Origin of the sequence: Kitasatospora sp. MAP12-44, assembly GCF_029892095.1 — a bacterium.
Taxonomy (GTDB): Bacteria; Actinomycetota; Actinomycetes; order Streptomycetales; family Streptomycetaceae; genus Kitasatospora.
This window is the reverse complement of sequence record NZ_JARZAE010000004.1, coordinates 2660129-2687017: the sequence shown is the minus strand read 5'-3', so window position 1 is coordinate 2687017 and position 26889 is coordinate 2660129. Positions and strand designations below refer to the sequence as shown.

The 26889-nt window shown below is 71.8% G+C and carries 26 protein-coding genes; 13 read left to right on the top strand and 13 right to left on the bottom strand.

The genetic code is table 11. The features are described from left to right. Nucleotides 1-20 precede the first annotated feature (20 nt). Nucleotides 21-1262 carry a hypothetical protein gene (locus tag P3T34_RS12605; RefSeq protein ID WP_280666126.1) on the top strand — a complete coding sequence of 414 codons (1242 nt, stop codon included), beginning with the start codon at nucleotides 21-23 and terminating at the stop codon, nucleotides 1260-1262. Between the two features lie 556 nt (nucleotides 1263-1818). Next, complete coding sequence (locus P3T34_RS39910; protein ID WP_348534655.1) at nucleotides 1819-1977, top strand: hypothetical protein; 159 nt, start codon at nucleotides 1819-1821, stop codon at nucleotides 1975-1977. Here the strand turns inward: P3T34_RS39910 and P3T34_RS12595 are convergent, their stop codons facing one another. Then, complete coding sequence (locus P3T34_RS12595) at nucleotides 1978-2778, bottom strand: inositol monophosphatase family protein (RefSeq protein ID WP_280666125.1); 801 nt, start codon at nucleotides 2776-2778, stop codon at nucleotides 1978-1980. A 94-nt stretch (nucleotides 2779-2872) separates the two neighbouring features. On the opposite strand from P3T34_RS12595, the gene P3T34_RS12590 reads away from it, so the two are divergent. Continuing rightward, a complete protein-coding gene (locus P3T34_RS12590; RefSeq protein ID WP_280666124.1) occupies nucleotides 2873-3868 on the top strand; it encodes an Lrp/AsnC family transcriptional regulator in 996 nt (331 codons plus the stop codon). 225 nt (nucleotides 3869-4093) lie between these two features. On the opposite strand, the gene P3T34_RS12585 is transcribed toward P3T34_RS12590, so the two are convergent. Both P3T34_RS12585 and kynU read right to left on the bottom strand, forming a co-directional pair. After that, nucleotides 4094-4567, bottom strand: coding sequence for a hypothetical protein (locus P3T34_RS12585; protein ID WP_280666123.1), 474 nt, complete (start codon nucleotides 4565-4567; stop codon nucleotides 4094-4096). A 245-nt stretch (nucleotides 4568-4812) separates the two neighbouring features. Continuing rightward, nucleotides 4813-6039 carry a kynureninase gene (gene kynU / locus P3T34_RS12580; protein ID WP_348534654.1) on the bottom strand — a complete coding sequence of 409 codons (1227 nt, stop codon included), beginning with the start codon at nucleotides 6037-6039 and terminating at the stop codon, nucleotides 4813-4815. A gap of 155 nt (nucleotides 6040-6194) precedes the next feature. Between kynU and P3T34_RS12575 the strand changes: the two genes are divergently transcribed. Further along, nucleotides 6195-7472: an RNA-guided endonuclease TnpB family protein gene (locus tag P3T34_RS12575; RefSeq protein ID WP_348534653.1), complete on the top strand. Its 1278-nt coding sequence runs from the start codon at nucleotides 6195-6197 to the stop codon at nucleotides 7470-7472. A 32-nt stretch (nucleotides 7473-7504) separates the two neighbouring features. Here P3T34_RS12575 and P3T34_RS12570 read toward each other — a convergent pair whose 3' ends face one another. Then, a complete protein-coding gene (locus P3T34_RS12570) occupies nucleotides 7505-8356 on the bottom strand; it encodes a tryptophan 2,3-dioxygenase family protein (RefSeq protein ID WP_280666122.1) in 852 nt (283 codons plus the stop codon). A gap of 195 nt (nucleotides 8357-8551) precedes the next feature. Between P3T34_RS12570 and P3T34_RS12565 the strand changes: the two genes are divergently transcribed. After that, the gene (locus P3T34_RS12565) at nucleotides 8552-8986 is read left to right on the top strand and encodes an Lrp/AsnC family transcriptional regulator (RefSeq protein WP_280666121.1); all 435 of its coding nucleotides are present in this window, start codon (nucleotides 8552-8554) and stop codon (nucleotides 8984-8986) included. 21 nt (nucleotides 8987-9007) lie between these two features. Here the strand turns inward: P3T34_RS12565 and P3T34_RS12560 are convergent, their stop codons facing one another. Beyond that, nucleotides 9008-9649, bottom strand: coding sequence for a MarC family protein (locus P3T34_RS12560; protein WP_280666120.1), 642 nt, complete (start codon nucleotides 9647-9649; stop codon nucleotides 9008-9010). A gap of 160 nt (nucleotides 9650-9809) precedes the next feature. On the opposite strand from P3T34_RS12560, the gene P3T34_RS12555 reads away from it, so the two are divergent. The 3 genes from P3T34_RS12555 (at nucleotide 9810) to P3T34_RS12545 (ending at nucleotide 12171) form a co-directional block, all read left to right on the top strand. Next, nucleotides 9810-10364: a DoxX family protein gene (locus tag P3T34_RS12555; RefSeq protein WP_280666119.1), complete on the top strand. Its 555-nt coding sequence runs from the start codon at nucleotides 9810-9812 to the stop codon at nucleotides 10362-10364. Between the two features lie 188 nt (nucleotides 10365-10552). Next, nucleotides 10553-11464 carry an undecaprenyl-diphosphate phosphatase gene (locus P3T34_RS12550; RefSeq protein WP_280666118.1) on the top strand — a complete coding sequence of 304 codons (912 nt, stop codon included), beginning with the start codon at nucleotides 10553-10555 and terminating at the stop codon, nucleotides 11462-11464. A 101-nt stretch (nucleotides 11465-11565) separates the two neighbouring features. Beyond that, the gene (locus tag P3T34_RS12545) at nucleotides 11566-12171 is read left to right on the top strand and encodes a hypothetical protein (RefSeq protein WP_280666117.1); all 606 of its coding nucleotides are present in this window, start codon (nucleotides 11566-11568) and stop codon (nucleotides 12169-12171) included. Between the two features lie 57 nt (nucleotides 12172-12228). Here P3T34_RS12545 and P3T34_RS12540 read toward each other — a convergent pair whose 3' ends face one another. The 5 genes from P3T34_RS12540 to P3T34_RS12520 all read right to left on the bottom strand — a co-directional run bounded on the left by P3T34_RS12540 (nucleotide 12229) and on the right by P3T34_RS12520 (nucleotide 17194). Further along, on the bottom strand, nucleotides 12229-13338 hold the full coding sequence (locus P3T34_RS12540) for a beta-eliminating lyase-related protein (RefSeq protein WP_280666116.1): 1110 nt from the start codon (nucleotides 13336-13338) through the stop codon (nucleotides 12229-12231). 50 nt (nucleotides 13339-13388) lie between these two features. Further along, entirely contained in the window at nucleotides 13389-14057 is a 669-nt protein-coding gene (locus P3T34_RS12535) for a response regulator transcription factor (protein ID WP_280666115.1), read from the bottom strand. Further along, nucleotides 14054-15364, bottom strand: coding sequence for a histidine kinase (locus P3T34_RS12530; RefSeq protein ID WP_280666114.1), 1311 nt, complete (start codon nucleotides 15362-15364; stop codon nucleotides 14054-14056). Before P3T34_RS12530 ends, P3T34_RS12535 begins: the two co-directional genes overlap by 4 nt. A 61-nt stretch (nucleotides 15365-15425) precedes the next feature. Then, nucleotides 15426-16253 (bottom strand): ABC transporter permease subunit, encoded by an 828-nt coding sequence (locus P3T34_RS12525; RefSeq protein WP_280666113.1) that lies wholly within the window; start codon nucleotides 16251-16253, stop codon nucleotides 15426-15428. Then, a complete protein-coding gene (locus tag P3T34_RS12520; protein WP_280666112.1) occupies nucleotides 16250-17194 on the bottom strand; it encodes an ATP-binding cassette domain-containing protein in 945 nt (314 codons plus the stop codon). Before P3T34_RS12520 ends, P3T34_RS12525 begins: the two co-directional genes overlap by 4 nt. A gap of 467 nt (nucleotides 17195-17661) precedes the next feature. Here P3T34_RS12520 and P3T34_RS12515 point away from each other — a divergent pair, with 467 nt between their 5' ends. Further along, nucleotides 17662-19539, top strand: coding sequence for a glycosyl hydrolase family 18 protein (locus tag P3T34_RS12515; protein WP_280666111.1), 1878 nt, complete (start codon nucleotides 17662-17664; stop codon nucleotides 19537-19539). 103 nt (nucleotides 19540-19642) lie between these two features. Here the strand turns inward: P3T34_RS12515 and P3T34_RS12510 are convergent, their stop codons facing one another. Continuing rightward, a complete protein-coding gene (locus P3T34_RS12510) occupies nucleotides 19643-20431 on the bottom strand; it encodes a VOC family protein (protein WP_280666110.1) in 789 nt (262 codons plus the stop codon). Between the two features lie 88 nt (nucleotides 20432-20519). After that, nucleotides 20520-21050: a MarR family transcriptional regulator gene (locus P3T34_RS12505; protein ID WP_280666109.1), complete on the bottom strand. Its 531-nt coding sequence runs from the start codon at nucleotides 21048-21050 to the stop codon at nucleotides 20520-20522. A gap of 115 nt (nucleotides 21051-21165) precedes the next feature. On the opposite strand from P3T34_RS12505, the gene P3T34_RS12500 reads away from it, so the two are divergent. The 4 genes from P3T34_RS12500 to P3T34_RS12485 all read left to right on the top strand — a co-directional run bounded on the left by P3T34_RS12500 (nucleotide 21166) and on the right by P3T34_RS12485 (nucleotide 25750). Beyond that, nucleotides 21166-22518 (top strand): MFS transporter, encoded by a 1353-nt coding sequence (locus P3T34_RS12500; RefSeq protein WP_280666108.1) that lies wholly within the window; start codon nucleotides 21166-21168, stop codon nucleotides 22516-22518. 71 nt (nucleotides 22519-22589) lie between these two features. Continuing rightward, nucleotides 22590-24179 (top strand): phospholipid carrier-dependent glycosyltransferase, encoded by a 1590-nt coding sequence (locus P3T34_RS12495; protein ID WP_280666107.1) that lies wholly within the window; start codon nucleotides 22590-22592, stop codon nucleotides 24177-24179. A gap of 74 nt (nucleotides 24180-24253) precedes the next feature. Then, nucleotides 24254-24973, top strand: coding sequence for an ABC transporter permease (locus P3T34_RS12490; protein ID WP_280672024.1), 720 nt, complete (start codon nucleotides 24254-24256; stop codon nucleotides 24971-24973). Nucleotides 24974-25168: 195 nt separating this feature from the next. After that, entirely contained in the window at nucleotides 25169-25750 is a 582-nt protein-coding gene (locus tag P3T34_RS12485) for a TMEM165/GDT1 family protein (protein WP_280672022.1), read from the top strand. An 8-nt stretch (nucleotides 25751-25758) separates the two neighbouring features. Here the strand turns inward: P3T34_RS12485 and P3T34_RS12480 are convergent, their stop codons facing one another. Then, complete coding sequence (locus P3T34_RS12480; RefSeq protein ID WP_280666106.1) at nucleotides 25759-26688, bottom strand: peptidoglycan-binding domain-containing protein; 930 nt, start codon at nucleotides 26686-26688, stop codon at nucleotides 25759-25761. Between the last annotated feature and the right edge of the window lie 201 nt (nucleotides 26689-26889).

Here is a 26889-nt window from a genome sequence, read left to right as displayed (position 1 = left end):
CGGTCCCAAGGAGACAGCTCATGCACACCACCCTGACCGAGCAGCGCCTGATCGGCCTGGCCCGGACGCTGACCCGCCTGCGTGCGGACAGCCCGTTCTACCGGCAGCTGATACCCGCCGGGGACATCGGGCCCGCCAACGCCCCCACCCTGCTGCGACAGCTGCCCTGGCTCGACCCGGCCGGTTGGGCCGCGGTCCGCGAGCAGCTGCGCACCTCGACGTTCGACGGGATCACCACCGGGTTCACGAACGGCACCTCCGGTGTCCCCAAGGCTTTCTACTCGACCGAGGCCGAGCGCGCGGCCCTGAGGGCCGGCCGGGTCGCCGACGGTCGGCGACGGCTGCAGCTGGTCGGCTTCAACCACGGGGCCGTGGTGGGACTGGACCTCGCCGGGGAAGGGGACTTCGTCCCGCTGCTGTCGATGCGCTACTTCGACCTGGCGGCCGACCTCATCGTGAACGGTTCGGCCGACGGGAGCCGCGTTCGTGTCCTGGCGGGCACGGCGCGGCAGATCAAGGACCTGACGCTGCATATGCAGCAGCGTTTCGGCGACCTCGCCGGGTTCGGCCTCGAAACGCTGGAGGTCGGACGTGAATTCCTTTCCCCGGGTTGGGAGTTCCGGCTGCGGGAGTGGTGGGGCGCGGAGATCGACACGGTCTACGGCTTCTCCGAACTGCGGATGTGCAACGCGCTCAAGTGCCGGGTCTGCGCGCACCACCACTTCCCCCCTTCCTGCGTCGCGGAGGTCGTCGATCCGGCCGATCCCGACCGCTACGTTCCGCTGGGCGGACGCGGCAGCCTGCTGGTGACGGCGCTCCACCCCTACGTCGAGTTCGAGCCCCGCATCCGGTACCGGCCCGGCGACCTCGTCGAACTCGCCGCGCAGCCCTGCCCGAAGTGGGGGGAGCCGGGGTTCCGCCCGTTGGGGCGGGAGGAGCACTGCCTGGCGGTCGGCGAGCGCGGGGTGTTCGTCACCACCGCCGACTGTGTGGCCGCCCTCGCCGACCTGCCGCAGGTCGCGGTCAGTCCCCGCCATCTGTACCCCGATGCCGACCAACGGCACTACGAGGCCGGCAGCCCTCGTTTCAAGCTCGTGGACGACGCCGCGGGGCCCGCCGTCCACGTGGAACTCCGTTTCGACCCGCGGGTCTGGCCGCAGGAGGCGCGGGCCGTCGCCGACCTGGCCCGGGCGTCCCTGCCGGCAGAGCTTCAGGTGGTCCTGCACGGTCCTGGAACGCTCGACGACGTGACCCTCGTCTAGACCCAATGCCGTGTAGACGGGGCGTGGGGCCTGTGGGTCAAGTCGCCTGAAACGGACGTCACCACGCACTGAGTTCGTCCACCTCCACTCGCACGGTCCGCACCTCCGTCAGATACTCGGGGGTGCTCATCAACCGTGCGGCGTCGGCTCGCAGGTCAGCTTGGCGCTGCTCGCGGGCGGCGAGTGCAAGCGCGTACCGGATGGCCAGATTTGCGGCATCCTCGCTTGTTGGGCGAAATGTCATCGGATCTGCTACACGGACAGTATTCGCGAGAGTGTGACCGGCGGACCGGCGGACCGGCGGACCGGCGGAGCGCACCGGGAGCGCAAAGTCGATCAGTCCGACTTTGGGTGAGGGTGGGGCTAAGGGCGGAGCGCGCTGCTCTGCGGCCCTTGACGGTTGATCACCCGAACGGAGCGAGTCGTCCGTTGACAGCGCGGCTGCGACGATCCGCCCGAAGGCGCCGGCGTATGTCTTGACGCCGTCGACATCCTCAACGCACGACGATCCGAGCAGGTTCTCCAAGAGTGCGGCGCCTACTGCCAGTTGGACGGTGTGACCTGCGACCGACCTGACGGGCTCACCGTCGACCTCGGCGACGGCCGGTGGTTCAACCTCCGGCCGTCCAACACCGAACCGCTGCTACGGCTGGGAGCGCCGACGTCCTGGTCCCGCGCCTACGACCCCGAGCACCCAGCCGCTAACCTCAACTGATCACCTCACCTGGCCCAGCAGCGCCAGCAGTTGGGCCCGTTGCCCCGGTGCCGCCGCGAGGAAGCCGTCCGCCGCCGGGGTCCACGGGGCGCCGGCCGTGTCGGTGACGGAGGCGCCCGCTTCGGTGGCGATCAGGGCGCCGGGGAGGAGGTTGACGGGGTCGGGGCCGTACTCCCAGAAGGCGTCCAGGTGGCCGGAGCCGACCTGGGCGACCTGCAGGGCGGTCGGGCCGAGGTTGCGGACGGCAAGGACGGCGGGCAGGACCAGGGGGAGCGAACGGCCGGCGCGGCGCAGCGCCTCGGGGTGGGAAGCCGCCGTCGGGGGCTGGCTGGTGCCGACCACGGCGGCCGCCAACTCCCGTGCGGAGGGCCGGATCGGGCGTCCGTTCAGCTCTGCGCCGGCGCCTCGCAGGGCGGTGTAGGTCTGGCCCAGCAGCGGTGCGTGCACCACCGACAGCACGGCCTCGCCGTCCCGCAGCAGGGTCGCGGTGACCGCCCACTGCGGCAGGCCCAGCAGGTACTGCACCGCGCCGTCGGTGGCGTCGCACATCCACCACTCGCCGCCGGCCGGCACCGCGCTCTCCAGCTCGTCCTCGAGCTCGTCGTCCAGCCACCCGGCCGTCGGCCGCAGCGCGCCCAGCCGCTCGCGAAGGAGCGCCGAGGCCGGCCCGTCCACCGCCGCGAACGCCGCGAAGGCGGCCTCCCGCGTGGTGGCCGCGATCGGTGCGTCGCCCTGCTGTTCGGCCAGCCGGGCGCCGACCTCGCGCACCGCCGCCTCGACCTGTTCCCGCAGCTTCCGCATGGTTCCGTCCTCTCTCCGTCGGGACACCAGGAGTACCGTCGGTGCGGCAGAAGACGACGTCGAAGGCCGCCGCTGTGGCGGAGATCGGACAGGCATGCGCACCGAAACGGCGGATCCGGCCACCCTGCTCGACCAGCTGGACCGCCGGCTGGTCTGCGCCCTGCAACTCGACGGTCGCGCCGAGCCGGGCCGGATCGCCGAGGTGCTCGGTGTCTCGGTGCGCACCGTCACCCGCCGGCTGAGTCGGCTGCGCGAGACGGGGGTGCTGCGGGTGGTGCTGATGAACGGGGTCGCGGACGAGACGGTGGGCGCGCTGCTGCTCCGGGTCCGGGTGCTGCGCGGCCGGGTGGAGGCCATCGCGGACGCCCTCGCGGCCCGCCCGGACATCCCGTTCGTCGACATCATGCTCGGCGGCGAGGAGGTCAGCGCCGTCGCGCTCACCGACCGCGCCGGCCGCGACCGCCTGCTGCACAGCCAGCTGCCCGGCACCGCCGCGGTCACCGAGACCACCGTGCACGCGGTGCTGCACGTCTTCGCGGACGCCGGTCACTGGCAGGCCGGTTGGCTCACCCCGGACGAGGTCGCCGCGCTCACTCCCGAACCACCAGTGGCCGACGGCCAGCCCGTCCAGCCCGTCCAGCCCGACGAACTCGACCGCCTGCTGCTGCGCCGCCTGGCCGACGACGCCCGGCTCTCCGCCGCCGCGCTGGCAGCCGCCGTCGCCGCGCCCGAGTCGACCGTCCGGCGCCGCCTGCACCGGCTGGCCGCGGCGGGGCTGCTGCGCACGCACGCCACCATCGACCCGCGGTTGCTGGGCATGGCGGTCGACGCCAACCTGTGGTTGGAGGTGCCCCCGGCCCGGCTCGCCGAGGCCGGGCGCGCGCTGGCCGCCCACCCGCAGGTGCACGGTGTGCTGGCCACCAGCGGCCCGGCCAACCTGATGGCCACGCTCTTCTGCGCCGACTACGGCCAGCTCTACCGCTTCAGCACCGAGGTGCTCGGCCCGCTGGGAGTGCAGCGGGTGGAGACCGCGATCGTCGGCCGCGCGGTCAAGCGGGCCGGCGTCCGGCTCACCCTCCCGAAGGCGTAATCAAGGCGTATTCCGGGCCTGGTTCATGTCGTGGAGGTGGCCCGCGGCCAGATCCTGGAGCTCAGCGCGGCGGTCAGGCCGGTGTATCCGGCGCCGAGGATCACTGTCTCGTTCATCGTCGTCTCTCCCTGTCCAACCTTCGTTGACAGGCCCAAGACGTATCCGGCCCCCGCCGGTGTGACATCCGGCGATGGTGACCGCCGACACACCACTCGCCGACCGGCCTCAGACGTGGGTGGTCGACCCCGGCCGGATCACCATCATCACCGTCACCGCGGCCCAGAGCAGCGAGAAGACGCCGGTGCTCATGGTGAGCAGCTTCAGCCCGCCGAGCGCCGACGCGCTGTCCGCGCCCTCCTCGCCCGCCAGCGCGGCGACCACGGCCTCCTGCCGGGGCAGCACCAGGATCAGCAGCACCAGAGCGGCCAGCGCGGTGAGCGCGATCGAGACGATCAGCCAGGCCTGGCCCATGATCCCCATCACCTGCGCCAGGCCCACGCCCAGCACCGGGACGGCGATCCCGAGCAGGGCGTACACCTGGGTGATCCGGTGCAGCAGCCGCACCGACGCGACCGCTTCGGCCCCGCCGTCCGCGAGTGCGGCCTCGGCCTTGCGCGGGAACATGCTCGCGGCGACCGTCACCGGTCCGATGGCCAGGATGGCGACCAGGACGTGCAGGCTCAGCAGAAACTTGGCCATGAGGAGCAACAGCCTTCTCGGGGGGTGAGGGGGAGGGGGGAGTTCGCGGGAGATCACGGGGCGGGAATCACCCGTCAGGCACGCTAACACTCGGCTGTTCGGCCCCGACCGCTGGCCCTGGCGACGGGCGCGGCAGGCGTGTTGCTGCTCGGCGGCGCGGCCGCCCTGCTGCTCAGCCGCCGCCGCCACCACTAACAGAGCCCCACTAACAGAGCCCCCGCTCACAGGGTCCCGGCCCGGTGGCCTCAGGTCACCGGGCCGCGCTGTGCGAAGCGCTCGGCCTGCCACTCGCCGCTCGCCAGCACCTCGCGCAGCGCCTGCGCGGCGTCCCAGACGTCGGTGTAGGAGAGGTAGAGCGGGGTGAAGCCGAAGCGCATCAGGTCCGGCGAGCGGAAGTCGCCGATCACGCCGCGCTCGATCAGCGCCTGCACCACCGCGAAGCCGTCCTCATGGCGGATCGCCACCTGGCTTCCCCGCCGATCACCCTGACGAGGCGTCACCATATCCAGCTCGCCCAGCTGTTGGATGAAGAGCTCGGACATCAGCAGGCTCTTGGCGCGGACCGCGTGCAGGTCCACCTGCTCCCAGATCTCCAGCGAGGCCCGCAGCCCGGCCAGTGCCAGCAGCGAGGGGAAGCTGGTGAGGAACTGCCCGATGCCCTGGGCGGGTTGGTAGCCGCTCTGGAAGGCGAACGGCGCGGCGTGCCCGAACCAGCCGGTCAACGGCTGGTCGGCGGCGGCGTGGTGGCGCGGCGCGGCATAGAGGAAGGCCGGCGCGCACGGGCCGCCGTTCAGGTACTTGTAGGTGCAGCCGACCGCGAAGTCCACGTCGCAGGCGGTGAGTTCGATCGGCAGCGCGCCCACCGAGTGGCAGACGTCCCAGATCATCAGGGCGCCGGCCCGGTGCACCCGCTCGGTGATCTCCGCCATGTCGAGCAGCACGCCGGTGCGGTAGTCGACATGCGACAGGACGACCGCCGCGACGCTGTCGTCCAGGTGCGCGTCCAGGTCGTCCACCGAGGGCAGCAGCACGCTGCGCCCGCCCTCGAAGAGCCCGGTGACGCCCTCCGCGATGTAGAGGTCGGTGGGGAACGAGGCCTCCTCGCCGAGCACCGTGCGCCGGCCCGGGCGCAGCCGCAGTGCGGCGGTGAGCACCTTGAACAGGTTGACCGAGGTGGTGTCGCAGACCACCACCTCGCCGGGACCGGCGCCGACCAGCGGCGCGATCCGGTCGCCCAGGGTGTGCGGCAACTCGGTCCAGCCGGCCGCGTTCCAGCTGCGGATCAGGCCCTGGCCCCACTCGTCCTCGACGGTGCGCCGGACGATCTCGGGAGTGCGCGCGGGCAGCGCGCCGAGCGAGTTGCCGTCCAGGTAGATCTCGCCCTCGGGGAGCGTGAACTCCTTGCGGAAGGCCGCCAGTGGGTCCACGGCGTCCAGGGCCGCACACTGCTCGCGGGTGGTGGGTATGTTCACCTGATCCTCCAAAGGGTGCCCCGGTCATCAGGTCGGGGAGGAGTTTGGCCCCCTTCAGGGGTGGCCCAGTGGGGTGGGACAGCCCGAGAACTGGGGTTCGCTGAGATCGGTCCAGCAGTTTTACACGAGCCGTCAGCTGACGTAACGTCAGTGCAGTGAGAGTGGCGTACAAGTGTCGGGCATACCCGACCACCGAGCAGGCGGCAGTGTTCAGCCGCACGTTCGGCTGCGTGCGCCTGGTGTGGAACAAGACCCTCGCCGAGCGGCACACCCGCTACCACGGCGAGGGGAAGTCCACCTCCTACAAGGACACCGACGCGGCGCTGACCGGGTGGAAGAAGACCGAGGACCTGGCGTTCCTGTCGGAGGTGTCGTCGGTGCCGTTGCAGCAGACGCTCAGACACCAGCACACCGCGTTCGCTAACTTCTTCGCTGGTCGGGCGAAGTACCCCCGGTACAAGTCCCGCAACGGAAGACAGTCCGCGCACTACACGCGCTCGGCGTTCTCCTTGCGCGAGGGCAGACTGAAGCTCGCGAAGACCGCGACTCCGCTGGAGCTCGTGTGGTCGTGGGCCGATGCGGACCTGGCCGAGCTGAACCCGACGATGGTGGTGGTCTCGCGGGAGCCGGACGGCCGCTGGTACGTGACCTTCGCCATCGACACCGACGACCCCGAACCCCTGTCGGCCACCGGCGCGGAGGTCGGGATCGACCTCGGGGTGAAGGACTTCGCCGTGACCAGCGACGGCGAGAGGATCGCCAACCCCAAGCACCTGCAGTCCAAGGCCAAGCAGCTCGCCCGCTACCAGCGGCGCATGGCGCGCTGCGAGCGGGGCAGCATGAACCGGCGCAAGGCCAAGGCGAAGATCGCCCGCGCCTACCGCAAGGCGGGCAACGCCCGCCGGGACTTCCTCCACCGCGTCAGCACGAACATCGTCCGCGACCATGACCTGATCGCCATCGAAGACCTCAACGTCAAGGGCATGATGGCGTCCGCGTCCGGCACCATCGAGAAGCCGGGCCGCAACGTCGCGCAAAAGCGCGGCCTGAACCGGTCCGTCGCCGACACCGGCATGGGCGAGTTCTGCTCGATGCTGGAGTACAAGGCCGCCAAGTGGGGCCGCACACTCGTGGTGATCAACCGCTGGCACCCCAGCTCCAAGACCTGCTCCCACTGCGGACACCTCCTCAAGGAGCTGTCCCTGAGCACCCGGCACTGGACGTGCCCCACCTGCCGCACCCGGCACGACCGGGACGTGAACGCGGCGAAGAACATCCTTGCGGCTGGTCGAGCCGCAGCCAGGGGAAACCCCGGCGATGCCTGCGGAGGTGACGTAAACCACTCAGGGTCCTCCCTGGTGTTGTCGCCGATGAAACAGGAACACCCACGCCGTGAGGCGTCGCCGCGCAAGCGGCGCTCAACCCAAGGTTGAGGGGAATCCTCCTCGCTTACGAGGGGGAGAAGTCAAAATGCTCCTCGCACGGACCACAGTTCGGGAAAGATGTCCTGGTCGGCGGCGGCCTTCAGCCAACTCAGGCCGCTGGAACCGCCGGTGCCGGGCTTGGCGCCCATCGAGCGCTTCACCGAGGCGTAGTGGCGCTGGCGCCAGCGGCTGACGCGCTCGGCGGTGTCCAGCAGCACCTCGGCCAGCGCCGCCAGGTCGGCCAGCGCGGGATCGGTGTAGACCGCCCGCCAGGCCTCCTCGACGGCCGGGTCCGCCCGGTAGCGCGCGGTGCTCGGCGTGCCGTCCACCGCCAGACCGCGCCGGGCCAGCAGCATCAGCACGTCGTCGTACAGGCTCGCGCCGCGCAGCGCGGCGGCCAGCTCCTGGTGGGTGGCGGCGCTGCCCTGGTACATCTCCAGCAGCCGCTCGGCCTTGTTGCCCAGCAGGAACTCCAGCTGCAGGAAGGCTGAGGACTGGAAGCCGGAGGCCTCGCCGAGCACCGGCCGGAAGGCGCTGAACTCCACCGGGGTGAGCGTGGCCAGCAGGTCCCAGGAGTTGTTCAGCACGTCCTGGACGTGCGTGCCGCGCCGCAGCGCGGCCAGCGCGGCGGTCAGGTCGTCCTCGCGCAGGGCGTGCTGGGCACGGGTCCACTCGTGCCGCAGCAGGTCGAAGAGCAGCTCCATCACCTGGGTGGTGATGATGAACGACAGCTCGGCGTCGACCTTGCTGCGCGGCTGCTGCAGGGTGTGCAGGACGTCGAGCCGGGCGTAGCGCTCGTACGGCGTGGCGCCGGTGTCCTCGGGGCCGGGGCCGGAGCCGGGGCCCTCCAGGTCGAACGCCAGCTTGGGTGTGCTGACGGTGTGCTGACCCATGGCCTTGTTCCTCCTGGTGGCTGATGCGGACTATTGTGCGGCGGGTCGTCCTTCCTGCTGAAGGGGCGGCGGCCACCCGATCAGAGGCATCGCCTTCCATTCAAAAGGTCTTTCCCCGATCCGGCCTGCCATGCGATTACCGTGCGACCAGAACCAGAACCAGAACCAGAACCACCCTGAACCACCGGAGCAGCCATGGACGCCGTCGACCGCCGCCTGCTGGCCGAGCTCCAGCAGGACGCCCGGCTCTCCTACAACGAGCTGTCCCGCCGGGTCAGCCTCTCGCCGCCCGCCGTCGCCGAGCGCGTGCGCCGACTGGAGGCGGACGGCGTGATCAGCGGCTACCACGCCCATGTCGACCTGGCCCGCAGCGGCCTGCCGGTCACCGCCCTGGTGCAGATCCAGTGCTACGGCCCGCGCTGCGTGCTGCGCGACCCCGCCGTGGCCCAGTGGCCCGAGGTGCTCCAGCTGCACCGGGTCACCGGCGGCGCCTGCTGCGCGCTGCTGGTCGCGGTGCCGACGATGGCCGACTTCGAGGCCCTGATCGACCGGCTGGCCGGCTACGGCCAGCCCGCCAGCTCGATGATCCTCTCCAGCCCGGTGCCCTGGCGCCCGGTGACGCCGCCCTGACCATCGGCCCTGACCAGCGGCTCAGTGCGTGTAGCCGCCGGGGACCGGGACGCCGAGGCCGGCCAGGCCGTTCAGGAAGAGCTCCACGCCGACCGCCGCCAGCAGCAGGCCGAGCAGCCGCGACAGCACCTCCAACGAGGTCTGATGGGTCCGGCGCAGCAGCGGGGCGAGCACCAGCACGCAGAGCGCGTTGATCACCACCACCGCGAGGTAGGCGCTGGCGATCGTGGTGCGCCAGCCCCAGGTGTCCTTGGCGAGCGACTCCACCAGCACCGCCGTCATCGCCAGCGGGCTGGCCACGTACGGCAGCAGCAGCTCGCGCACGCCCTCCGCCAGCGGGCTGGACAGCCGGTCGGTGTCGTCCTCGCCGCTCCCGCCCAGGTGCAGGCCCAGCACCAGGGCGATGGCGTAGATGGAGAAGATCACACCGCCGGCCAGCTGCAGCGCCTCGTCGCTGACGTGGAAGAACGAGGTCACCGCGTCGGCGCTGAAGGCCATCATCGTGCCGACCAGCGCCGCCAGCAGTGAGCTGATCACGGTCAGCCGGCGCATCGCGTTGAGGCTGCGGTCCCGGCTGAGCTGGGCGTAGGCCAGCAGCACCTTCGGCGGACCGACCACGGCGAAGAAGGTGACGAACGCGCTGCTCAGGTTGAAGACGGACATCCCCTCAGCATGGGCGAGCCCCCCGGTCGCGCCCCGCTCGCCCGCTCGGCTCGCCCGCCGTTGTCCCTCGGATGTCCCTCGGATGGCCTGCCCCGGTCGAGGACCGGGGAGCGGTCGGCTGGGATGGAGGCGCACGGGGGTCAGGAGAGAAGAGGACATCATGGGCTGCGTCAACCGCAAGGACCTGGGACTGCTCGCCCTGCGCGCCGCCGTCGGCGGGGTGCTCTTCGCGCACGGCACGCAGAAGCTCTTCGGCTGGTTCGGCGGCGGTGGTCTGGAGGGCACCGCGCAGGCCATGGAGAAGATGGGGTTCAAGCCCGGGGGGCAGAGCGCGCTGGCGGCCGGCCTCGGCGAGGCGGGCGGCGGCGCGCTGCTGATCGCCGGCCTGGCGACCCCCGCCGCCGGCGCGATCGTGGCCGGCACGATGGCCGGCGCGATCGCGGTGCACTTCCCGCACGGCTTCTTCGTCACCAAGGGCGGCTACGAGTACCCGGCGGTGCTCGGCGCCTGCGGGCTGGCGCTCGGCCTGGCCGGCGCCGGCTGCTACTCGCTGGACGCGGTCACCGGCTACCGGCTCGACCGGCCCTGGCTCGACCTGGCCGCCTTCGCCCTCAGCGCGGGCGGCGCCGTCCAGGTGGTGTGCAAGCGCCAGCAGGCCGTCAAGGAGGCGGCGAGGCAGGCGGCGGCGGCCTCGATGACCGACGAGCCCGAGTGACGAGAATCCGCGGGACCGACCGGTCTGAGTGACCGGTAGATGAATTCCCGGAATTCCGGCCCCTGACCAACGAGCGTCTACAGATCTGTAGTACGTTCTCGCTGGCAGGGGCCTGAGGTTTGCGTCGACACACCTCGGTACGCTGTGACCTTCCGTCGAGACCCGTACCGCAGAGCTGAAGGTGTGCGATGTCCCTGACCTACCCGGAATCCATCGGCGTGGGACTGCTGCAAGGTGTCACCGAGCTCTTCCCGGTCTCCAGCCTGGGGCACAGCATCCTGATACCCGCCCTGATAGGCGGCGGGGTCCACCACGACCTCGACATGACGGTCCCCAACTCCCCGTACCTCGCCGTGCTGGTGGGCCTGCACCTGGCGACCGCGCTGGCGCTGGTGGTCTTCTTCCGCAAGGACTGGGTCCGGGTGGTCAACGGGCTCTACACCTCCATACGCGAGCGCCGGATCGAGACGGTCAACCAGAAGCTCGCCTGGCTGCTGATCGTCGGCACCATCCCGGTCGGCATCGCCGGCCTGGTCGCTGAGAAGGCCCTGACGGCCGCGCTCGGCAAGCCGCTTCCGGCCGCGATCTTCCTGGCCCTCAACGGCTTCGTGTTGCTGGGCGCCGACCGACTGCGCCGCGGCGGCGGCGGGCGCCGGCGGGCCGGCCAGCACGTTGAGCACACCCCGGGCCTGGACCCGGCCATCGAGTCCGACCAGCGGCTCGCGCAGCTGAGCCTGCGCCAGGGCATGTGGATCGGGTCCGCGCAGATCCTGGCCCTGCTCCCGGGCATCAGCCGCTCCGGCGTCACCATGAGCACCGGCATCCTGCGCGGGCTCAACCACGAGGACGCCGCGCGCTTCTCGTTCCTGCTGGCCACGCCCGTCATCCTGGCTGCCTCGGTGCTCAAGGCGCCCGAGCTGCTCAAGCCCGAGAACGCCGGCATCCGCGGCCCGCTGGCCGCCGGCTGCCTGGCGGCCTTCGTCGCCGGCTATGTGTCGGTGCGCTTCCTCACCAAGTACTTCGAGACCCGCAGCCTGACGCCGTTCGCGATCTACTGCATGGTCATGGGCATCGGCAGCGCGGTCTACCTCAGCATGTAGTGCGTAGTGCGTACCTCGGATGCCCGGCCGGGCTGGCGGCGCCCCCGCACCTGACGAAGGGTGAGGGGGATCTCCGCCGCATCCCAGGGAAGAGGCCGCTCATGGTCCGCCAGTCGCCCCGCGCCGCTCACCGCCGCGCCGCTCGCCGTCCCCGTACCTCCGCCGCACTGCTGGCCGGGGTGACGCTGCTGGGGGCGGCGGGCGCGGCCGGTTGCTCCTCCAGCGCCAGCAGCACGGCGTCCTCGGCAGCGTCCTCGGCCGGTGCCGTGGCCCAGTCGCTGGCCTCCGCCGCGCAGTCCGCCGCCCAGTCGCTGGCCTCGCAGGCCGCCTCCGCCGGGGCCTCAGCGGCGAGCGGGCTCAGCTCCGAGGCGGCCGCGGCGGCGGCCTCCGCGCAGGCGGCCGCCTCCTCGGCGGTGGCGGGCATCCAGGGCGGCTTCGACGCCTCCGGCGACGTCACCCTCGGCTCGGTGCTCACCGCCTCCGACGGCCGCAGCGAGGTCCCGGTGGCCGTCACCAACCACCAGACCGACTCCAACCGCTACACGGTCGAGATCACCTTCAAGGACTCCTCCGACTCCGTGGTCGACGCCGTGGTGGTCAACATCCCCACCCTCGCCGCCGGCCAGACCGCCCACGCCACCGCCCGCAGCAACCGCTCCCTCACCGGTCCGGTGACCGCCTCGGTGGACGTCGCCCTGCGGTACTGAGCCGGTCGGTCCAAGCAGGCCGGTCGGTCCAAGCAGGCGGGTCGGTCCAAGCACGGCTCAGGACTTGCGGGCCAGCGCGAGGAAGTGCTCGCCGATGTCGGTGACCTCCTCGGGAGTCCACTCCAGGGCGGCCGCGGCGACGGTCACCTCGGCCATCGCCTGGCCGGGGGTGGCGGTGTCCTGCCAGCGGTCCACGAAACCGACCCGGTCCTCCTCGGCGAGGGTGAGCGCGGCCTGGTTCAGGGACTTGGCCGGGTGCGGGAGCCAGAGTTGGAACCGGTGGGTGTGCGGCGGCAGCGGGTTGATCCGGGCGCCGGGGAGGGCGGCCAGCGCCTTGGCGACCACCCGGGCCTGGCGCACATAGCCGGGGATGCGCGGGAGTTCGGCGTCCAGGCCGCTGAGCGCGGCCAGCGCGGCGGGCCACTGCTGGTAGAGGTTGCCGCCGTAGCGGTGGCGCCAGCGGCGGGCGTAGGCGACCAGCTCGGCGGTGCCGGCCAGAGCAGCCCCGCTGATGCCGCCGAGGGTCTTGTAGAACGACACATAGGTGCTGTCCGCAAGGGCGGCGATCTGCTCAAGTGGGCGGTCGAAGTGGACCGTTGCGTCCCAGATCCGCGCGCCGTCGAAGTGCACCCGGGCGCCGGCGGAGCGCGCGGCGGCGGTCAGCTCGACCAGCTCCTCCCAGCTGGGCAGCAGGAACCCGGCGTCGCGTAGCGGGAGTTCGACGGTGAGGGTGCCGAACGGCTCGCCCAGGGAGGCGAGTTCGGCGGCCGTCGGCTGGCGCGAGGCGGTCGTGGGCCAGAGTGCGCGCAGGCCGGTGAGCTGGGTGTACGCGTGCCGCTCGTGGCGCTCCAGGTGGCTGAGCGGGTGCAGGGCGACGGCGCTGCGGCCGGTCAGCTCGGCGCCGTAGCGCAGCGCCACCTGCTGGGCCATCGTGCCGGTGGGGAAGAAGACGCAGTCCTCGGTGCCGAGCAGGCCGGCCACCCGTTCCTCCAGCCGGCGTACCGGGCCGCCCTCGCCGTAGAAGTCGCCCGGCGCGTCCAGACCGTCGAGGGCGGCGAGCGCGGCCAGGCGCTCGCGCATCGTCACCGGCCGCCCGTCGGAGAGGATCCGTTCGCAGGCCCGCAGGGCGGCCGTACGACGCTGCTGGGTGGTGAGTTGGTCGCTCATCGCCCGATTCTCGCACTCGGGACGCTCGGACCGACCGGCAGCGAGCCGTTTCAGGCCGGTCGGACGAGCCGGTTCTCGTAGGCGAAGACGACGGCCTGCACCCGGTCGCGCAGCCCCAGCTTCAGCAGGATCCGGCTGACGTGCGTCTTGACGGTGGCTTCGGCGAGGTAGAGCTCGGCGGCGACCTCGGAGTTGGAGAGCCCGCGGGCGACCTGGACCAGCACGCTGCGCTCGCGCGTGGTGAGCGCCTCGATGGCCTGCTCGCCGCGGGCCAGGCCGCCGCCGTCGGTGGGCAGGTGCGAGGCGAAGGTGTCGAGCAGCAGCCGGGTGATCCGCGGGGCGACCACGGCGTCGCCGGCGGCCACGCAGCGGATCGCGCTCAGCAGCTCGTCCGGCTGGGCGTTCTTCAGCAGGAAGCCGGAGGCCCCGGCGCGCAGCCCGGCGAAGGCGTACTCGTCCAGGTCGAAGGTGGTCAGGATGAGCACCTTGGTGTCCGGGCACTGCTCGACGATCTGCCGGGTGGCCTCGATGCCGTCCATGCCGGGCATCCGGACGTCCATCAGCACCACGTCGGGCCGGTGCTCGGCGGCCAGCCGGACGGCCTCCGCGCCGTCGCCCGCCTCGCCGGCCACGGCGAGGTCCGGCTGCGAGTCCAGCACCAGGGTGAAGGCGACCCGGAGCAGTGGCTGGTCGTCCACCAGCAGCACGCGGATGGTCATGAGGGCGGTACCTCCTGGGGGTCCGGTCCGAGGTCGAGGGTGACAGCCACCCGCCAGCCGCCACCGGGCAGCGGTCCGGCGCTCAGCTCGCCACCGTACGCTGCCGCGCGCTCGCGCATGCCGCCCAGGCCGTGGCCGACGTGGCCGACCTGGCCCGCCGCGCTCGTGCCCGCGTTCGCGCTCACCGATCCGCTGCCGATCGACACGGCCCGCCCGTCGTCGCGGATCTCCAGCTGTACGGCGGCGGCCGAGCACTCCACCACGACCACCGCGCGGGCGCCGGGGGCGGTGTGCTTGAGCGTGTTGGTCAACGACTCCTGCACCAGCCGGTAGACGGTCAGCTGGGCGCCGGGCGAGATCCCGTCCGTCTCCCCGCTCAGGCGCAGCTCGGTGGGCAGACCGGCCGCCCTGACCTGGGCGGCCAGCGCCGCCAGCTGGCCGATGCCGGGCTGCGGGTGGCGCAGCGCGTCCGGTTCGTCGGCGCGCAGCACCCCGAGGAAGCGCCGCATGTCGGTGAGCGCCTGGCGCCCGGTCTCGGCGGACTGGCGCATCGCGGCGGTGGCCTTGGCGGGGGCGTGCGGGTTGGCGTAGACCGCGCCGTCGGCGAGCGCGACCATCACCGAGAGGTTGTGCGTGACGATGTCGTGCATCTCCCGGGCGATCCGCGAGCGCTCCTCGGCCACCGCCAGGGCGGCCTGCTGGTCGCGCTGGAGTTCCAGCTCGCGGGCCCGCTCGCGCAGCGCGCCGAGCTGGGCCCGCCGGGCCCGGACGTTGAGGCCGAGCACGGCGGCGGCCGTGCTGGCGCCGGAGAGCATGAAGGCGGCCTTGAACCAGATCTCCAGCGGGCCGTCAAAGGCGTTGCGCGGCACCGCCCAGCGGCTCACCGCGAGCACCACGCCCAGTTCGGCCACCCCGTAGGCCACCAGGGTCCGCCGCCGGGGGCAGTGCGCGGCCACCGTGTAGAGCGCCAGCAGGACGGCGATGTCGGCCGGCATCGCCTCGCTGGTCAGCCACTGGACGAAGGCGACGCCGGCGGTCACCCCGAAGACGGCGAAGGGCGCGCGGCGGCGGAAGGTCAGCGGCAGCACCAGGGCGACCTGCAGCACCCAGACCCACGGGTGGTCCCGCAGATGCAGGTGCCGGCCGTGGGCCGCGGCGGTCAGCGCCAGCACGGCCAGCGCGAAGCCGAAGTCGACGGTGGTGGGGTAGCGCTGGGTGAGCAGCCGTACGCGCAGGCCAGCCAGCCCTCGGGCGGCGCGAGGAAAGCGCCGCCCGAGGGCTGCCGGGAGGAGTTCGGCGGTGGTCATCGGACCATTGTCCTATGCCCGCCGTTTGTCCTGTACCTGTCGGCTGTGGTGGGCCGACGGATCATGCATCACGCCGCTTCAGCACCGTGGCCGCACCGGCCAGCGCCACCACGACGTAGACGCACATCACGGCGAAGCCCGTCCAGGGGGCGAGCGTGCCGGGGTCGGGGTTCAGCGTGGCCACCGCCTGGCCGGCCGCGCCGGGCAGGTACGGGCTGATGTGGGTGCCCCACGAGGCCGGCAGCACCTCGACCAGGGTGGGCAGCACCAGCAGCAGGCCGAACACCGCGGCGATGCCGCCGGCGGTGTTGCGGATCAGCGCGCCGATGGCGACCGCGAGCAGCCCGACCAGGGTCAGGTAGAGCGCGGTGCCCAGCACCGTGCGCAGGACACCGGTGGCGGACAGCGTGGTCTGCACGTGGTTGGCCGAGAGGATGGCCTGGCCGCCGAAGAAGGCGACGAACGCCGTCACGCCGGTCAGCACCAGGGTGACCGCGCCGAACACGGCCGCCTTCGCCCAGAGCACCGGCAGCCGGCGCGGGACGGCGGACATCGAGGCACGGATCATGCCGGTGCTGTACTCGCCGCTGACGACCAGCACGCCGAGCACGCCGATGGCCAGCTGGGCGGCCAGGTAGCCGCGCAGGCTGCGGTCGGCCGCGTCGACCTGGAACGGGCCGCCGTGGTCGTGGATGTCGGGGTGGTTCAGGTGGTCGATCGCGCCGTAGCAGGCCAGCAGGCCGAAGCCGATCATGAAGACGACCGCGGCGAGCAGCGTGAAGTAGCTCGACCGCAGGGTGCGGAACTTGATCCACTCGGAGTTGACCACCCGGGGCAGGGTGACCTTGCCGGCGCCGGCCTTGGTCGAGATCACGGTGACGGTGCTCATGCTGCGGGCTCCTTGACCAGGGCGGGGGTGGCCACGACGGCCTCGTACTCCACGGCGTCCCTGGTGAGTTCCATGAACGCCTCCTCCAGCGAGGCCTGCTGCGGCGTGAGCTCGAACAGCACCAGCGCGTGCTCGGCGGCCAGTCGGCCGATCTGCTCGCTGTCGGCGCCCTGCACCCGGAGGACCTGGACGTCGTCAGCGGTCTCCACGCTCACGCCCGGCAGCACGGTCAGCAGCTCGGCCAGGCGCACCGAGTCGGGAGTGCGCACCAGCACGCCGCCGTTGGAGGCGCTGCGGGTGAACTCGGCGACCGAGGTGTCGGCGATCAGCTTGCCGCGGCCGATCACGATCAGGTGCTCGGCGGTCAGCGCCATCTCGCTCATCAGGTGCGAGGAGACCAGGACCGTACGGCCCTCGCTCGCCAGCGACTTGAGCAGGTTGCGGATCCACAGGATGCCCTCGGGGTCGAGCCCGTTGACCGGCTCGTCGAGGATCAGCGTGGCCGGGTCGCCGAGCAGCGCGGAGGCGATGCCCAGGCGCTGGCCCATGCCGAGCGAGAAGCCGCCGGCCCGTCGCTTGGCCACCTCGCGCAGGCCGACCACGTCGATGACCTCGTCCACCCGCGAGCGCGGGATGCCGTGCGTGGCGGCCAGCGCGAGCAGGTGGTTGTAGGCGCTGCGGCCGGTGTGGATGGCGCGCGCCTCCAGCATGGCGCCGACCTCGCGCAGCGGGGCGGCGTGCTCGGCGTAGCGGCGGCCGTTGACGGTGGCGTGGCCGGCGCTGGGGGCGTCCAGGCCGAGCAGCATCCGCATGGTGGTGGACTTGCCGGCCCCGTTGGGGCCGAGGAATCCGGTGACGATGCCGGGTCGGACGCTGAAACTCAGGTCCTCGACGGCGGTTTTCGGGCCGTAGCGCTTGGTGAGGCCGACGGCTTCGATCATGGTGTGGTCCTCGGGCGGAGGGAAGCGGACTGTCGGCTCCCACGCTAGGCAGCGGGACCAGCCCCGGGCGAGCCGCGTGAGAGGGACCCGGACGGGCCGCGGGGTGGGTCGCAGGATGCACCCGGCCTACATCTCAAGAATGACCCGGATCTGTGACGAGGGTTTAACCGCTGGTCAGGGCAACCATGTCGATCACTCGAACCTTAACGGCGGCTCAAGGTCCGAGGTCGGCCCTTGACGCCGGTGTTGGTCTAGTCCATTTTAATGCCCAGGGTGCAGGGAGCCCCTGAGCCGGTGTCAGTGGTCTCGACCACTGACACCGGTCCTGGTGCTCTCCGGCGTCCGCCAGCAGGTCCTCGCACAGACTTCACGCCTTTCCCCTGTCATGCCCATGGCTGAGTGGCCCCACCCCGCTCGGCTCCACCCACTGGGCGCGGCGGGCCCCCACAACCAGGAGTGACGCACGCATGTTTACTCGCTCTGTCCCCTCGGGACCGGCCTCACGGGAGCTGGCCCCGGCTCCCGCCCGGCCGCGCCGTTCGAAGGGCCTGGTCGCCCTCGCCCTCGGCACCAGCGTCTCGCTGCTGCTCGGCGCCGGCCTCGCGCTGAACTCGGCCGGCACCGCCCAGGCCGCCGGCACCGCTGCCGCGGCCACCGCGCCGGGCAACACCACCGGCGCCCCGGCCACCAGCGGCGGCCTCAAGGTCGCCTACTTCGACCAGTGGTCGGTGTACGCCAACGCGTACTACCCGAAGACCGTCCAGGACACCGGCGTGGCCGGCAAGTTGGACTACCTGATCTACGACTTCGCCAATATCGACCCGACCAGCGGCAAGTGCTTCGAGGCCACCAAGGCCGCCTCGCAGGACGACAGCAACCCGAACGCCGGTGACGGCGCAGCGGACGCCTTCGCCGACTACGAGAAGTCCTACGACGCCACCACCAGCGTCAGCGGCACGGCCGACACCTGGAACCAGCCGATCGCGGGCAACTTCAACCAGCTCAAGGAGCTGAAGGCGAAGAACCCCAACCTCAAGATCCTGCTGTCGATCGGCGGTTGGACCTACTCGAAGTACTTCTCGGACGTCGCCGCCACCGACGCCTCGCGCAAGGCCTTCGCCTCGTCCTGCATCGACATGTTCATCAAGGGCAATCTGCCGACCGACGCCGGCTACGGCGGCCCGGGCTCGGGCGCCGGCATCTTCGACGGCTTCGACATCGACTGGGAGTACCCGGGCGGCGGCGGCCACACCGGCAACCACTCCAGTCCCAACGACAAGCAGAACTACACCGCGCTGCTCGCCGAGCTCCGCTCGGAGCTGGACGCCCAGGGCAAGGCGGACGGCAAGACCTACGCGCTGAGCGCGGCGGTCGGCGCCGGCCAGGACAAGATCCAGAACGTCGAGACCAACAAGATCGGCCAGTACCTGACCTTCCTGGACGTCATGTCCTACGACATGCACGGCGGTTGGGAGGGCACCGGCCCGGCCAACCACCAGGCGCCGCTCTACTCGGACCCGAACGACCCGAGCACGGCGATCGCACCGGGCAACGAGAAGTACTCGATCGACGAGGCCGTCAAGGCCTGGACCGTCGGTGATCCGCAGTACGGCATCGTCGGCGGCTTCCCCGCCAACAAGATCAATATGGGGGTGCCGTTCTACTACCGCGGCTGGACCGGTGTGCCGGCCGGCGCCAACCACGGTCTGTTCCAGCCCGCCACCGCCCCCGCCGCGGGTGCCGCGGACTCCGGGAACGTCGCCGGCATCCGGATGTACAAGGAACTGAACGGCGTCGTCGACAACCCGGCGGACACCTACTGGGACGACACCGCCAAGGCCGCGTACTTCTACGACGGCACCAACTTCTGGAGCGGTGAGGACGCCCAGTCCATCCAGGCCAAGGCCGACTACCTGCACTGCAACGGGCTCGGCGGCTCGTTCGCCTTCTCGCTGTACGACCTGGGCACCCAGACCGGCCTGTTCGACACGATGGTCAACGCCACCAACGGCTCGGCGGCCGGCTGCCCGGCCCCGCCGACGGCCTCGCCGAGCAGCAGCCCGACCTCCTCGCCGACGTCTTCGCCGACGAGCAGCCCGACCTCGTCGCCGACCGGCAGTCCGTCCGGCAGCCCGACCGGCGTTCCCACCCAGCCGACCAGCCCGACCCCGACCCTCCCGGCCGGCACCTGCAGCGCGCCGAGCTGGTCGGCCTCCGCGGTGTACGCCACGCCCACCCAGGTCTCCTGGAAGGGCCACAACTACACCAACAAGTGGTGGACCACCAACGAGGACCCCTCGCTGAGCGGCCAGTGGGGCGTCTGGACCGACAACGGCCCCTGCTGACCCGCTGACCCGCTGACCCGCTGACCCGCTGACCCGCTGACCCCGTGAGGCCCGGACCGACACTCCTCGGTCCGGGCCTCACGGGGTCAGCGCCGCGAACCGGTCAGGCCTGCCCCGGCCCGGTGGCCGCGATCACCCAGAAGATCCCGCCCTGCGGGTCCTTGATCGGCGCCATCCGCCCCACCGGCGTGTCGAAGGCCGCCGCCAGCAGCGTGGCGCCCGCGCGCACCGCGGCGTCCACAGTGCTGTCGGTGTCGTCCACCGCGAAGTAGGTGGCCCAGTGCGAGGGCGTGCCAGGCGGCTGGTTGGCCAGGCCCTGCATGCCGCCGACCGTCCGGCCGTCGACGGAGAGGGAGAAGTAGCTCTCCATGCCCTCCATCGGGCCGACCCCGACGCCCAGCGCGGCGGGGTAGAAGGCCGCGGCGCCGGCCGGGTCGGCGGTGTTGAGCTCGTTCCAGATCACCGCGCCGGGCTCGTTGACGATCTGCGCGCCGAAGAAGTCCACCGGCTGCCAGACGCCGAAGACCGCGCCGGCGGGGTCGGCGGCGACCAGCATCCGGCCGACCGTGCCGACGTCCATCACCGGGGTGAACAGGGTGCCGCCGGCGTCCGCGATGCGGGTGGCGGCGCCGTCCGCGTCGGACGCGGACAGGTAGGTGGTCCAGGCGGTGGGGGGCGGCGGCTGGTCGTTCATCGACACGGCCGAGCCGATGCCGGCCACCGCCTTGTCTTTGAGGGTGAGGACCGAGTATCCGCCGAACTCGTCGGAGCCGATCGCGCCCTGCCAGCCGAAGAGGTCGCGGTAGAAGTCGATGGCCGCCTGCTGGTCGGGGGCCATCAGGTCGACCCAGCAGGGGGTGCCGGGCGGGTACGGGGTGGTGACCACGGACATGGTGTCGCCTCCAGGGGCTGCAAGTGGTCCGGACAGGGTTCTCGCCCCCCTCGCCTCAACCCTTCCGCAGCCGCCCCGCCCCCGCCACTCAGCGGTTGCCGTCCTCGATCCGCCGCAGCATCCGCGCCAGCATCCCCGAGAGCACCGCTCTCTCCTCGCCGACGATGTCCTGCAGCAGCTCCTCCTCGAAGACCGCCGCCATCCGCATCGACTCCAGCCACTTGTCCCGGCCGTTGGCGGTCAGCTCGATGATCACCCGGACCCGGTTGCTCTCGTCGCGCTCGCGGGTGACCAGGTCCTCGGCGACCATCCGGTCGATCCGGTGGGTCATCGCCGCCGGGGTGAGGCCCAGCCGCTTGGCCAGCTCGCCCGGTCCCAGCTGGTACGGGCTGCCCGCGACCACCAGGGCTTTGAGCACCTCCCACTCCGCGCTGGTGATTCCGAGCACAGTCAGTTGCCGCCCATAGGCCGTCCCCATCCGGCGGGCGACCCGCGACAGGGTGGACACGATGGTCTCCACCTGGGGGTCCACGGTGGGGAATTCCCGCTGGTAGATGGCCACTTGCTCGTCGATGGCCAGTTCTTGGCCGATCGCCGGCGCGGGTCTGGGGGAGCTCATGCCGCCAGTCTCCCACGATCGGTGCATCTCTTAAGCCTTTGACACCACACTCTTACGCTTTGTATATTTTAGCTCTGAAATCTTGCAGCCTAAAACCTTGAAGGGGTGTCCACCCATGAAGCAGCACACGTACGGAGCGGGTGGCCCCCTGCGCCGGGTCCAGGTCGGCAACGCGCTGAGCGCGTTCGGCAGCGGGTTCACGATGCCGTACATGTTCGTGTACGTGAACGAGGTGCGCGGGCTCGGTTCGTTCGCCGCGGGCATGGTCTTCACCGTCTTCGCGCTGGCCGCGCTCTTCGTGCTGCCCTTCGCGGGCCGCGGCATCGACCGGTACGGGCCGCGCCCGGTGCTGCTGGCCGGCGCCGCGCTGGCCGCCACCGGCGCGTTCAGCTTCGGGCACGCCACCGGGACGGCTGGGCTGCTGGTCTCCTCCTTCCTCTTCGGCGGCGGTGTGACCACCTGCCAGCCGGCACTGGCCACGATGATCGTGCGCTGCTCGACCCCCACGACCCGCTCGCACGCCTTCGCCCTGCAGTTCACCCTGGTCAACCTGGGCATGGGCTTCGGCGCGCTGGTCGGCGGGCAGATCGTCAACGTCGCCGACCCGGCCAGCCTGACCAGGCTCTTCACCATCGAGGCGCTGGCCTTCCTGGCACTGGGAGCGGTCACCGGCACCGCCAAGCTCGCCAAGGGCCCCGCCCTGACCGCCGCCGCGGTGGCGGAGCCGGCCGGCGCCCAGGCCCCGAGCGGGCTGCGCGCGCTGCGGGCCGACAAGGCGATGCTGCGGCTGTGCCTGCTGGCCGGGCTGATCTTCTTCACCTGCTACGGACAGTTCGAGTCCGGTGTCGCGGCCTTCGCCACTGACACCGTCCGGACCCCGCCCGCCACCCTGGGCATGGCGCTGGGCGCCAACGCGCTGACCATCGTGCTGCTGCAGATGTTCATGGTGCGGATCACCGCCCGCCACCGGCGGACCACGGCGATGGCGGCCACCGGCGTGATCTGGCTGGGCGCCTGGGCCGCCGCGCTGCTGGCCGGCCTGATCCGCGGCGAGGCGATGGCCGCGACGATCGCGATCGTCTCCATCTACGTGCTGTTCGGCGTCGGCGAGTCGATGCTCGCCCCGACCCTGGGCCCGATCGTCGCCGACCTGGCGCCGACCCGGCTGCTCGGCACGTACAACTCGGCCTTCGCACTGGTCAAGCAGCTGGCCATTGCGGTCGGCCCGGCGGTCGGCGTGCTGCTGGTCGGCACCGGGATGTGGCCGCTCTACCTGGCGGCGATGACCGGCTGCACCCTGCTGATCGTGCTGCTGGCGCTGAGCCTGCGGCGCCACCTCACGCCGGCCCAGGACAACGTGCGCGAGGACGACGTACGCGGGGACGACGTACGCGGGGACGGCAGGTACGACGACGACGCACGCGAGTTGGCGCCCGTGCCGGTCCGTGAGCTCCGACCGGTGGCATGAGAGGGTGACGGAGCTGGCCACCGGGACATAGGGTCAGCCCGGTTGGTCAGCGCGTCGACATCGGTGGGGTCATGGCAGAAACGGCAGTCACCGAGCGGCCCGATGTAGTGGCCCCCGAAGCCGGCGGCTCGGCCGGCACCCGCCCGCCCGTGCTGGCGGCGCTGACCCGGCGGGTGCCCTGGCTGACCCGGTACGCCGACTGGATCGGCCCGATCGCGGTGGCGGTCTTCGCCGGGGTGCTGCGGTTCTGGAACCTCGCGCTGCCCAACGCCTTCGTCTTCGACGAGACGTACTACCCCAAGGACGCCTGGTCGCTGCTCCACCAGGGCTACGAGGGCACCTGGCCGCTCATCGCCAACGACCAGATCCTCGCCGTGCCGCAGATCATCCCGCTCTCCTCCGAGCCGGCCTTCGTCGCCCACCCGCCGCTGGGCAAGTGGGTGATCGCGCTGGGGGAGTGGGGTTTCGGCCTGCACCCCTTCGGCTGGCGGGTGATGGTCGCGCTGCTCGGCACCCTCTCGGTGCTGATGCTGGCCCGGATCGGGCGCCGGCTCTTCGGCTCCACGCTGATCGGCTGCACGGCCGCGCTGCTGATGTCGGTGGACGGCCTGCAGTTCGTGATGAGCCGGGTCGGGCTGCTCGACGGCATCCTGATGTTCTTCGTCCTGGCCGCCTTCGGCTGCCTGCTGATCGACCGCGATCGCACCAGGGCCCGGATCGCCCGCATGACCGGCGTCGACGGCGTCGACGGTGACCGGGTGCGGCTGGGGCTGCGGCCCTGGCGGTTGGCGGCCGGGCTGCTGCTCGGCGCGGCCTGCTCGGTGAAGTGGAACGGCCTCCAGATCACGGCCGCCTTCGGCCTGCTGGCGGTCCTGTGGGACCAGGCCGCCCGCCGCAAGGCCGGCGCCCGCCACCCGCTGGGCAGCATGCTGCGGCGCGACGCGGCGCCGGCCTTCTTCTCGCTGGTCGGTGTGGCCGCCCTGACGTATCTCAGCGCCTGGTCCGGCTGGTTCGCCACCAGCGGCGGCTACGACCGGCACTGGGCCGACGGCCGCCCCGGCCTGCTCCCGGCGGCGCTGCGCAGCTGGTGGCACTACCAGGCGGAGATGTACACCTTCAACACCACGCTCACCTCGCCGCACCAGTACCAGTCCAACCCGTGGAGCTGGCTGGTCCAGGGCCGCCCGGTCTCCATGTATGTAGAGAACTCCAACGTCGGCGAGCACGGCTGCAAGGCCGTCGGCGGCTGCACGGCGCAGATCCTGGCGCTCGGCACCCCGCTGCTCTGGTGGACGGCCTGCTTCGCACTGGTCTACCTGCTGTGGCGCTGGTTCTTCCGGCGCGACTGGCGCTCGGGCGCCGTGCTGTGCGCGGTGGCGGCGATCTACCTGCCCTGGTTCGGCTTCCAGGAGCGGACCATCTTCTCCTTCTACATGGTGGTGCTGGTCCCCTTCCTCTGCCTGGCGGTGGCCCAGATGCTGGGCGCGATGCTCGGGCCGGCCGGCTGCTCCGCGCGCCGGCGCGCGATCGGCGGTGCGGCGGCGGGGGCGATCGTGCTGGCCGTGGTGGTCTGCTTCGCCTACTTCCTGCCGCTGTACACCGGCCAGGTCGTCCCCACGAGTGTCTGGCGTGACCACATGTGGTTCGTCAGTTGGATCTGAGCGCCGTGCCGCCGCTCGCCGCCGCCTCCGTCGGCAACCAGCTGTTCCCGGTCACCCCGGTACTCGGGGTCGCGATGGTGCTCTTCCTGGTCATAGCCGTGGCGGTGGCCGGGTGGGGGATGCTCGGGCAGGGCCACGCGGTGGCGCGGGCCGGGCTGCGGGCGGTGGTGCAGCTGGCGGCGGTCGCCTTTGTGATCACCTGGGTGGTGCACGCGCTCTGGTCGACGTCGCTCTTCGTCCTGGTGATGTTCACGGTGGCGGTGCGCACGGCCGGGCGGCGGATGACCGACGCGCCGGGCTGGAGCTGGGCCTGGGCGGCCGCCCCAATCGGCGCCGGAGTGCTGCCGGTGCTCGCGCTGCTGATAGGCGCGGGGCTGCTGCCGCTCAAGGGACTGTCGATCGTCCCGGTGGCGGGCATCCTGATCGGCGGCGGGCTGACCGCGACCTCGCTGGCCGGGCGTCGGGCGCTGGACGAGCTGACCCAGCGGCACGGCGAGGTGGAGGCCGCGCTGGCACTCGGTCTCGAGGACCGGGACGCCCGTCTGGAGATCTGCCGCCCGGCCGCCGCCACCTCACTGGTGCCCGCCCTGGACCAGACCCGGACGGTCGGCCTGGTGACCCTCCCAGGCGCGTTCGTCGGCATGCTGCTGGGCGGCTCCTCGCCGGTGGCGGCGGGGGCGGTGCAACTCTTCGTCCTGGTCGCGCTGCTGGCGGTGGAGGCGGTGGCGATCGTGGTGGTGCTCGAGCTGGTGGGGCGGGGCCTGGTACGGCGTCCGGTAGAGTGGGGGCGTTGAAGGGGAGTAGCCCTCCACCGGACCGTCGACATACTGGCCGCCTTGCTGGGGCCCGGCGCCCGGGACACCCGTTATCCGTGGGTGTCGGCGAGACCTTCGGCCGCAGTGCTGTGATCATGACCAGTGCTGTCGGGCCGAGGTCTCTTTTTTTATGAGGCCGACCGGTCGGGCAGCCCGACCATAGGGACACCGACTCTGATGGACCTGACCGTATTCGCCGTCACCTTCGGCATCATCTTCCTGGCCGAGTTGCCGGACAAGACCGCGCTGGCCGCGCTGATGCTCGGCACCCGCTACCGGGCCGCGTACGTCTTCGCCGGAGTGGCGGCGGCGATGGCGGTCCAGGTCGGCCTGGCGCTGGCGGCCGGCAGCCTGCTGGCCCTGCTGCCGCACCGCTGGGTCGAGGGCGTCAGCGGGCTGCTCTTCCTGGCCGGCGCCGTGATGCTACTGCTCCACAAGGACGAGGAGGCGCACGAGGCCAAGGAGCCGTCCTCCAGCGGCTTCTGGAAGGTCGCCGGGACCAGCTTCGTGGTGGTGGCGGTGGCCGAGTTCGGCGACCTGACCCAGATCATGACCGCCAACCTGGCCGCCAAGTACGCCGATCCGCTCTCGGTCGGCCTGGGGGCCTGGCTGGCGCTGTGCGCGGTGGGCGGTCTGGCGATCCTGGGCGGGCAGAAGCTGCTGAAGCACGTGCCGATGAAGGTGATCATCCGGGTCGCGGCGGCGGCGATGCTGGTGCTGGCGGGGATCAGCCTCGTCGAGGCCGTCGCGGGCTGACCTACCTGCTACTGCATGCAGTTGGCGCCGCTCTCCAGGGCCTGGCGGGTCTCCGGGCCGTAGACACCGGATTGGTCCTGGTTGAGGCCGTTCGTCTGCTGGAGGTTGATCACCGCCTGTGTGGTCGCGTCGTCGTAGACCCCGCTGTGCAGGTGCCGGCCGCAGCCGGCGGCCGCCAACTGCTGCTGCAGGCTCGACACCTGCGGCCCGCTCATCCCGTAGCTGAGCGTCTGCGGCGAGTCGGTCGGGCTGTCCGTGGGGCTGGGTGGGGCGCTGGTGACCGGCGGGGCGCTGGTGGGCGCGGGGGCGCTGGTGACCGAGATCGGGGTCTGGGTGCTGGGACGTGCGCTGGCTCTGGTGCGGGACGGCGACGGTCTGGCCGAGCTCGCGGGCGGGGTGCTGGGCGCCAGGGTGGGCGCCGCGCTGGTGGGCGCGACGCTCGCGGTGGCGCTCGGGGCGAGGTCCGGGACGCTGCTCGGCAGCGGCTCCAGCGAGTCCTGGTGCGGCGTCGGCGTTGAGGAGAAGGCGAAGGCCAGGCCGACGCCGAGCGCGACCACGCCGGCCCCCGCGCCGACCATGGTCAGCGTGCGGCTGCGCCGCCGTCCCGCGCGGCGCGAGCCGCCCCGCCTGGGCGCGGTCTCGGGCGCTGCGGCGATCGGGAAGAGCCCCAGCTCGCGCGGTGCGCCGTGGGACGGCGGTGACGGCGGCAACGGCGGTGACGCCATGGGCATCGGCGGGAGCGGGGGGAGGACCGCGGTGCCGTACGGGTCGTCAGCCTGATCGCCGGTCATGGCGACCTCCGGGACGTACGGCCGGACCAGCGGCGGGCCCTCGATCAGCGGCAGCACCGCCGTGTCGGTGACGTCCGAATCAGCGAGGCAGCCGCAGCCGTAGCCGGTCTGTGCGGCGCCGCATGCGGGGCAATGCTGTCCCGGCATGGGCCGTTCCTCCTCGAATCGCTGACTGGGGTCGAACGCGCCCGATTATGCAGGACGCCGCCGGAGCCGAACAGAGCCGATTTCCCTTGCAGCACTTACGGATGGCCCAGTCCAGTACTGCAAACCGGGGCAAACCTGACACGATGGGGAATCGGATTAATAGTCAGATCATCGGTTTGTCGACTCGCCCGGATCTGGGCG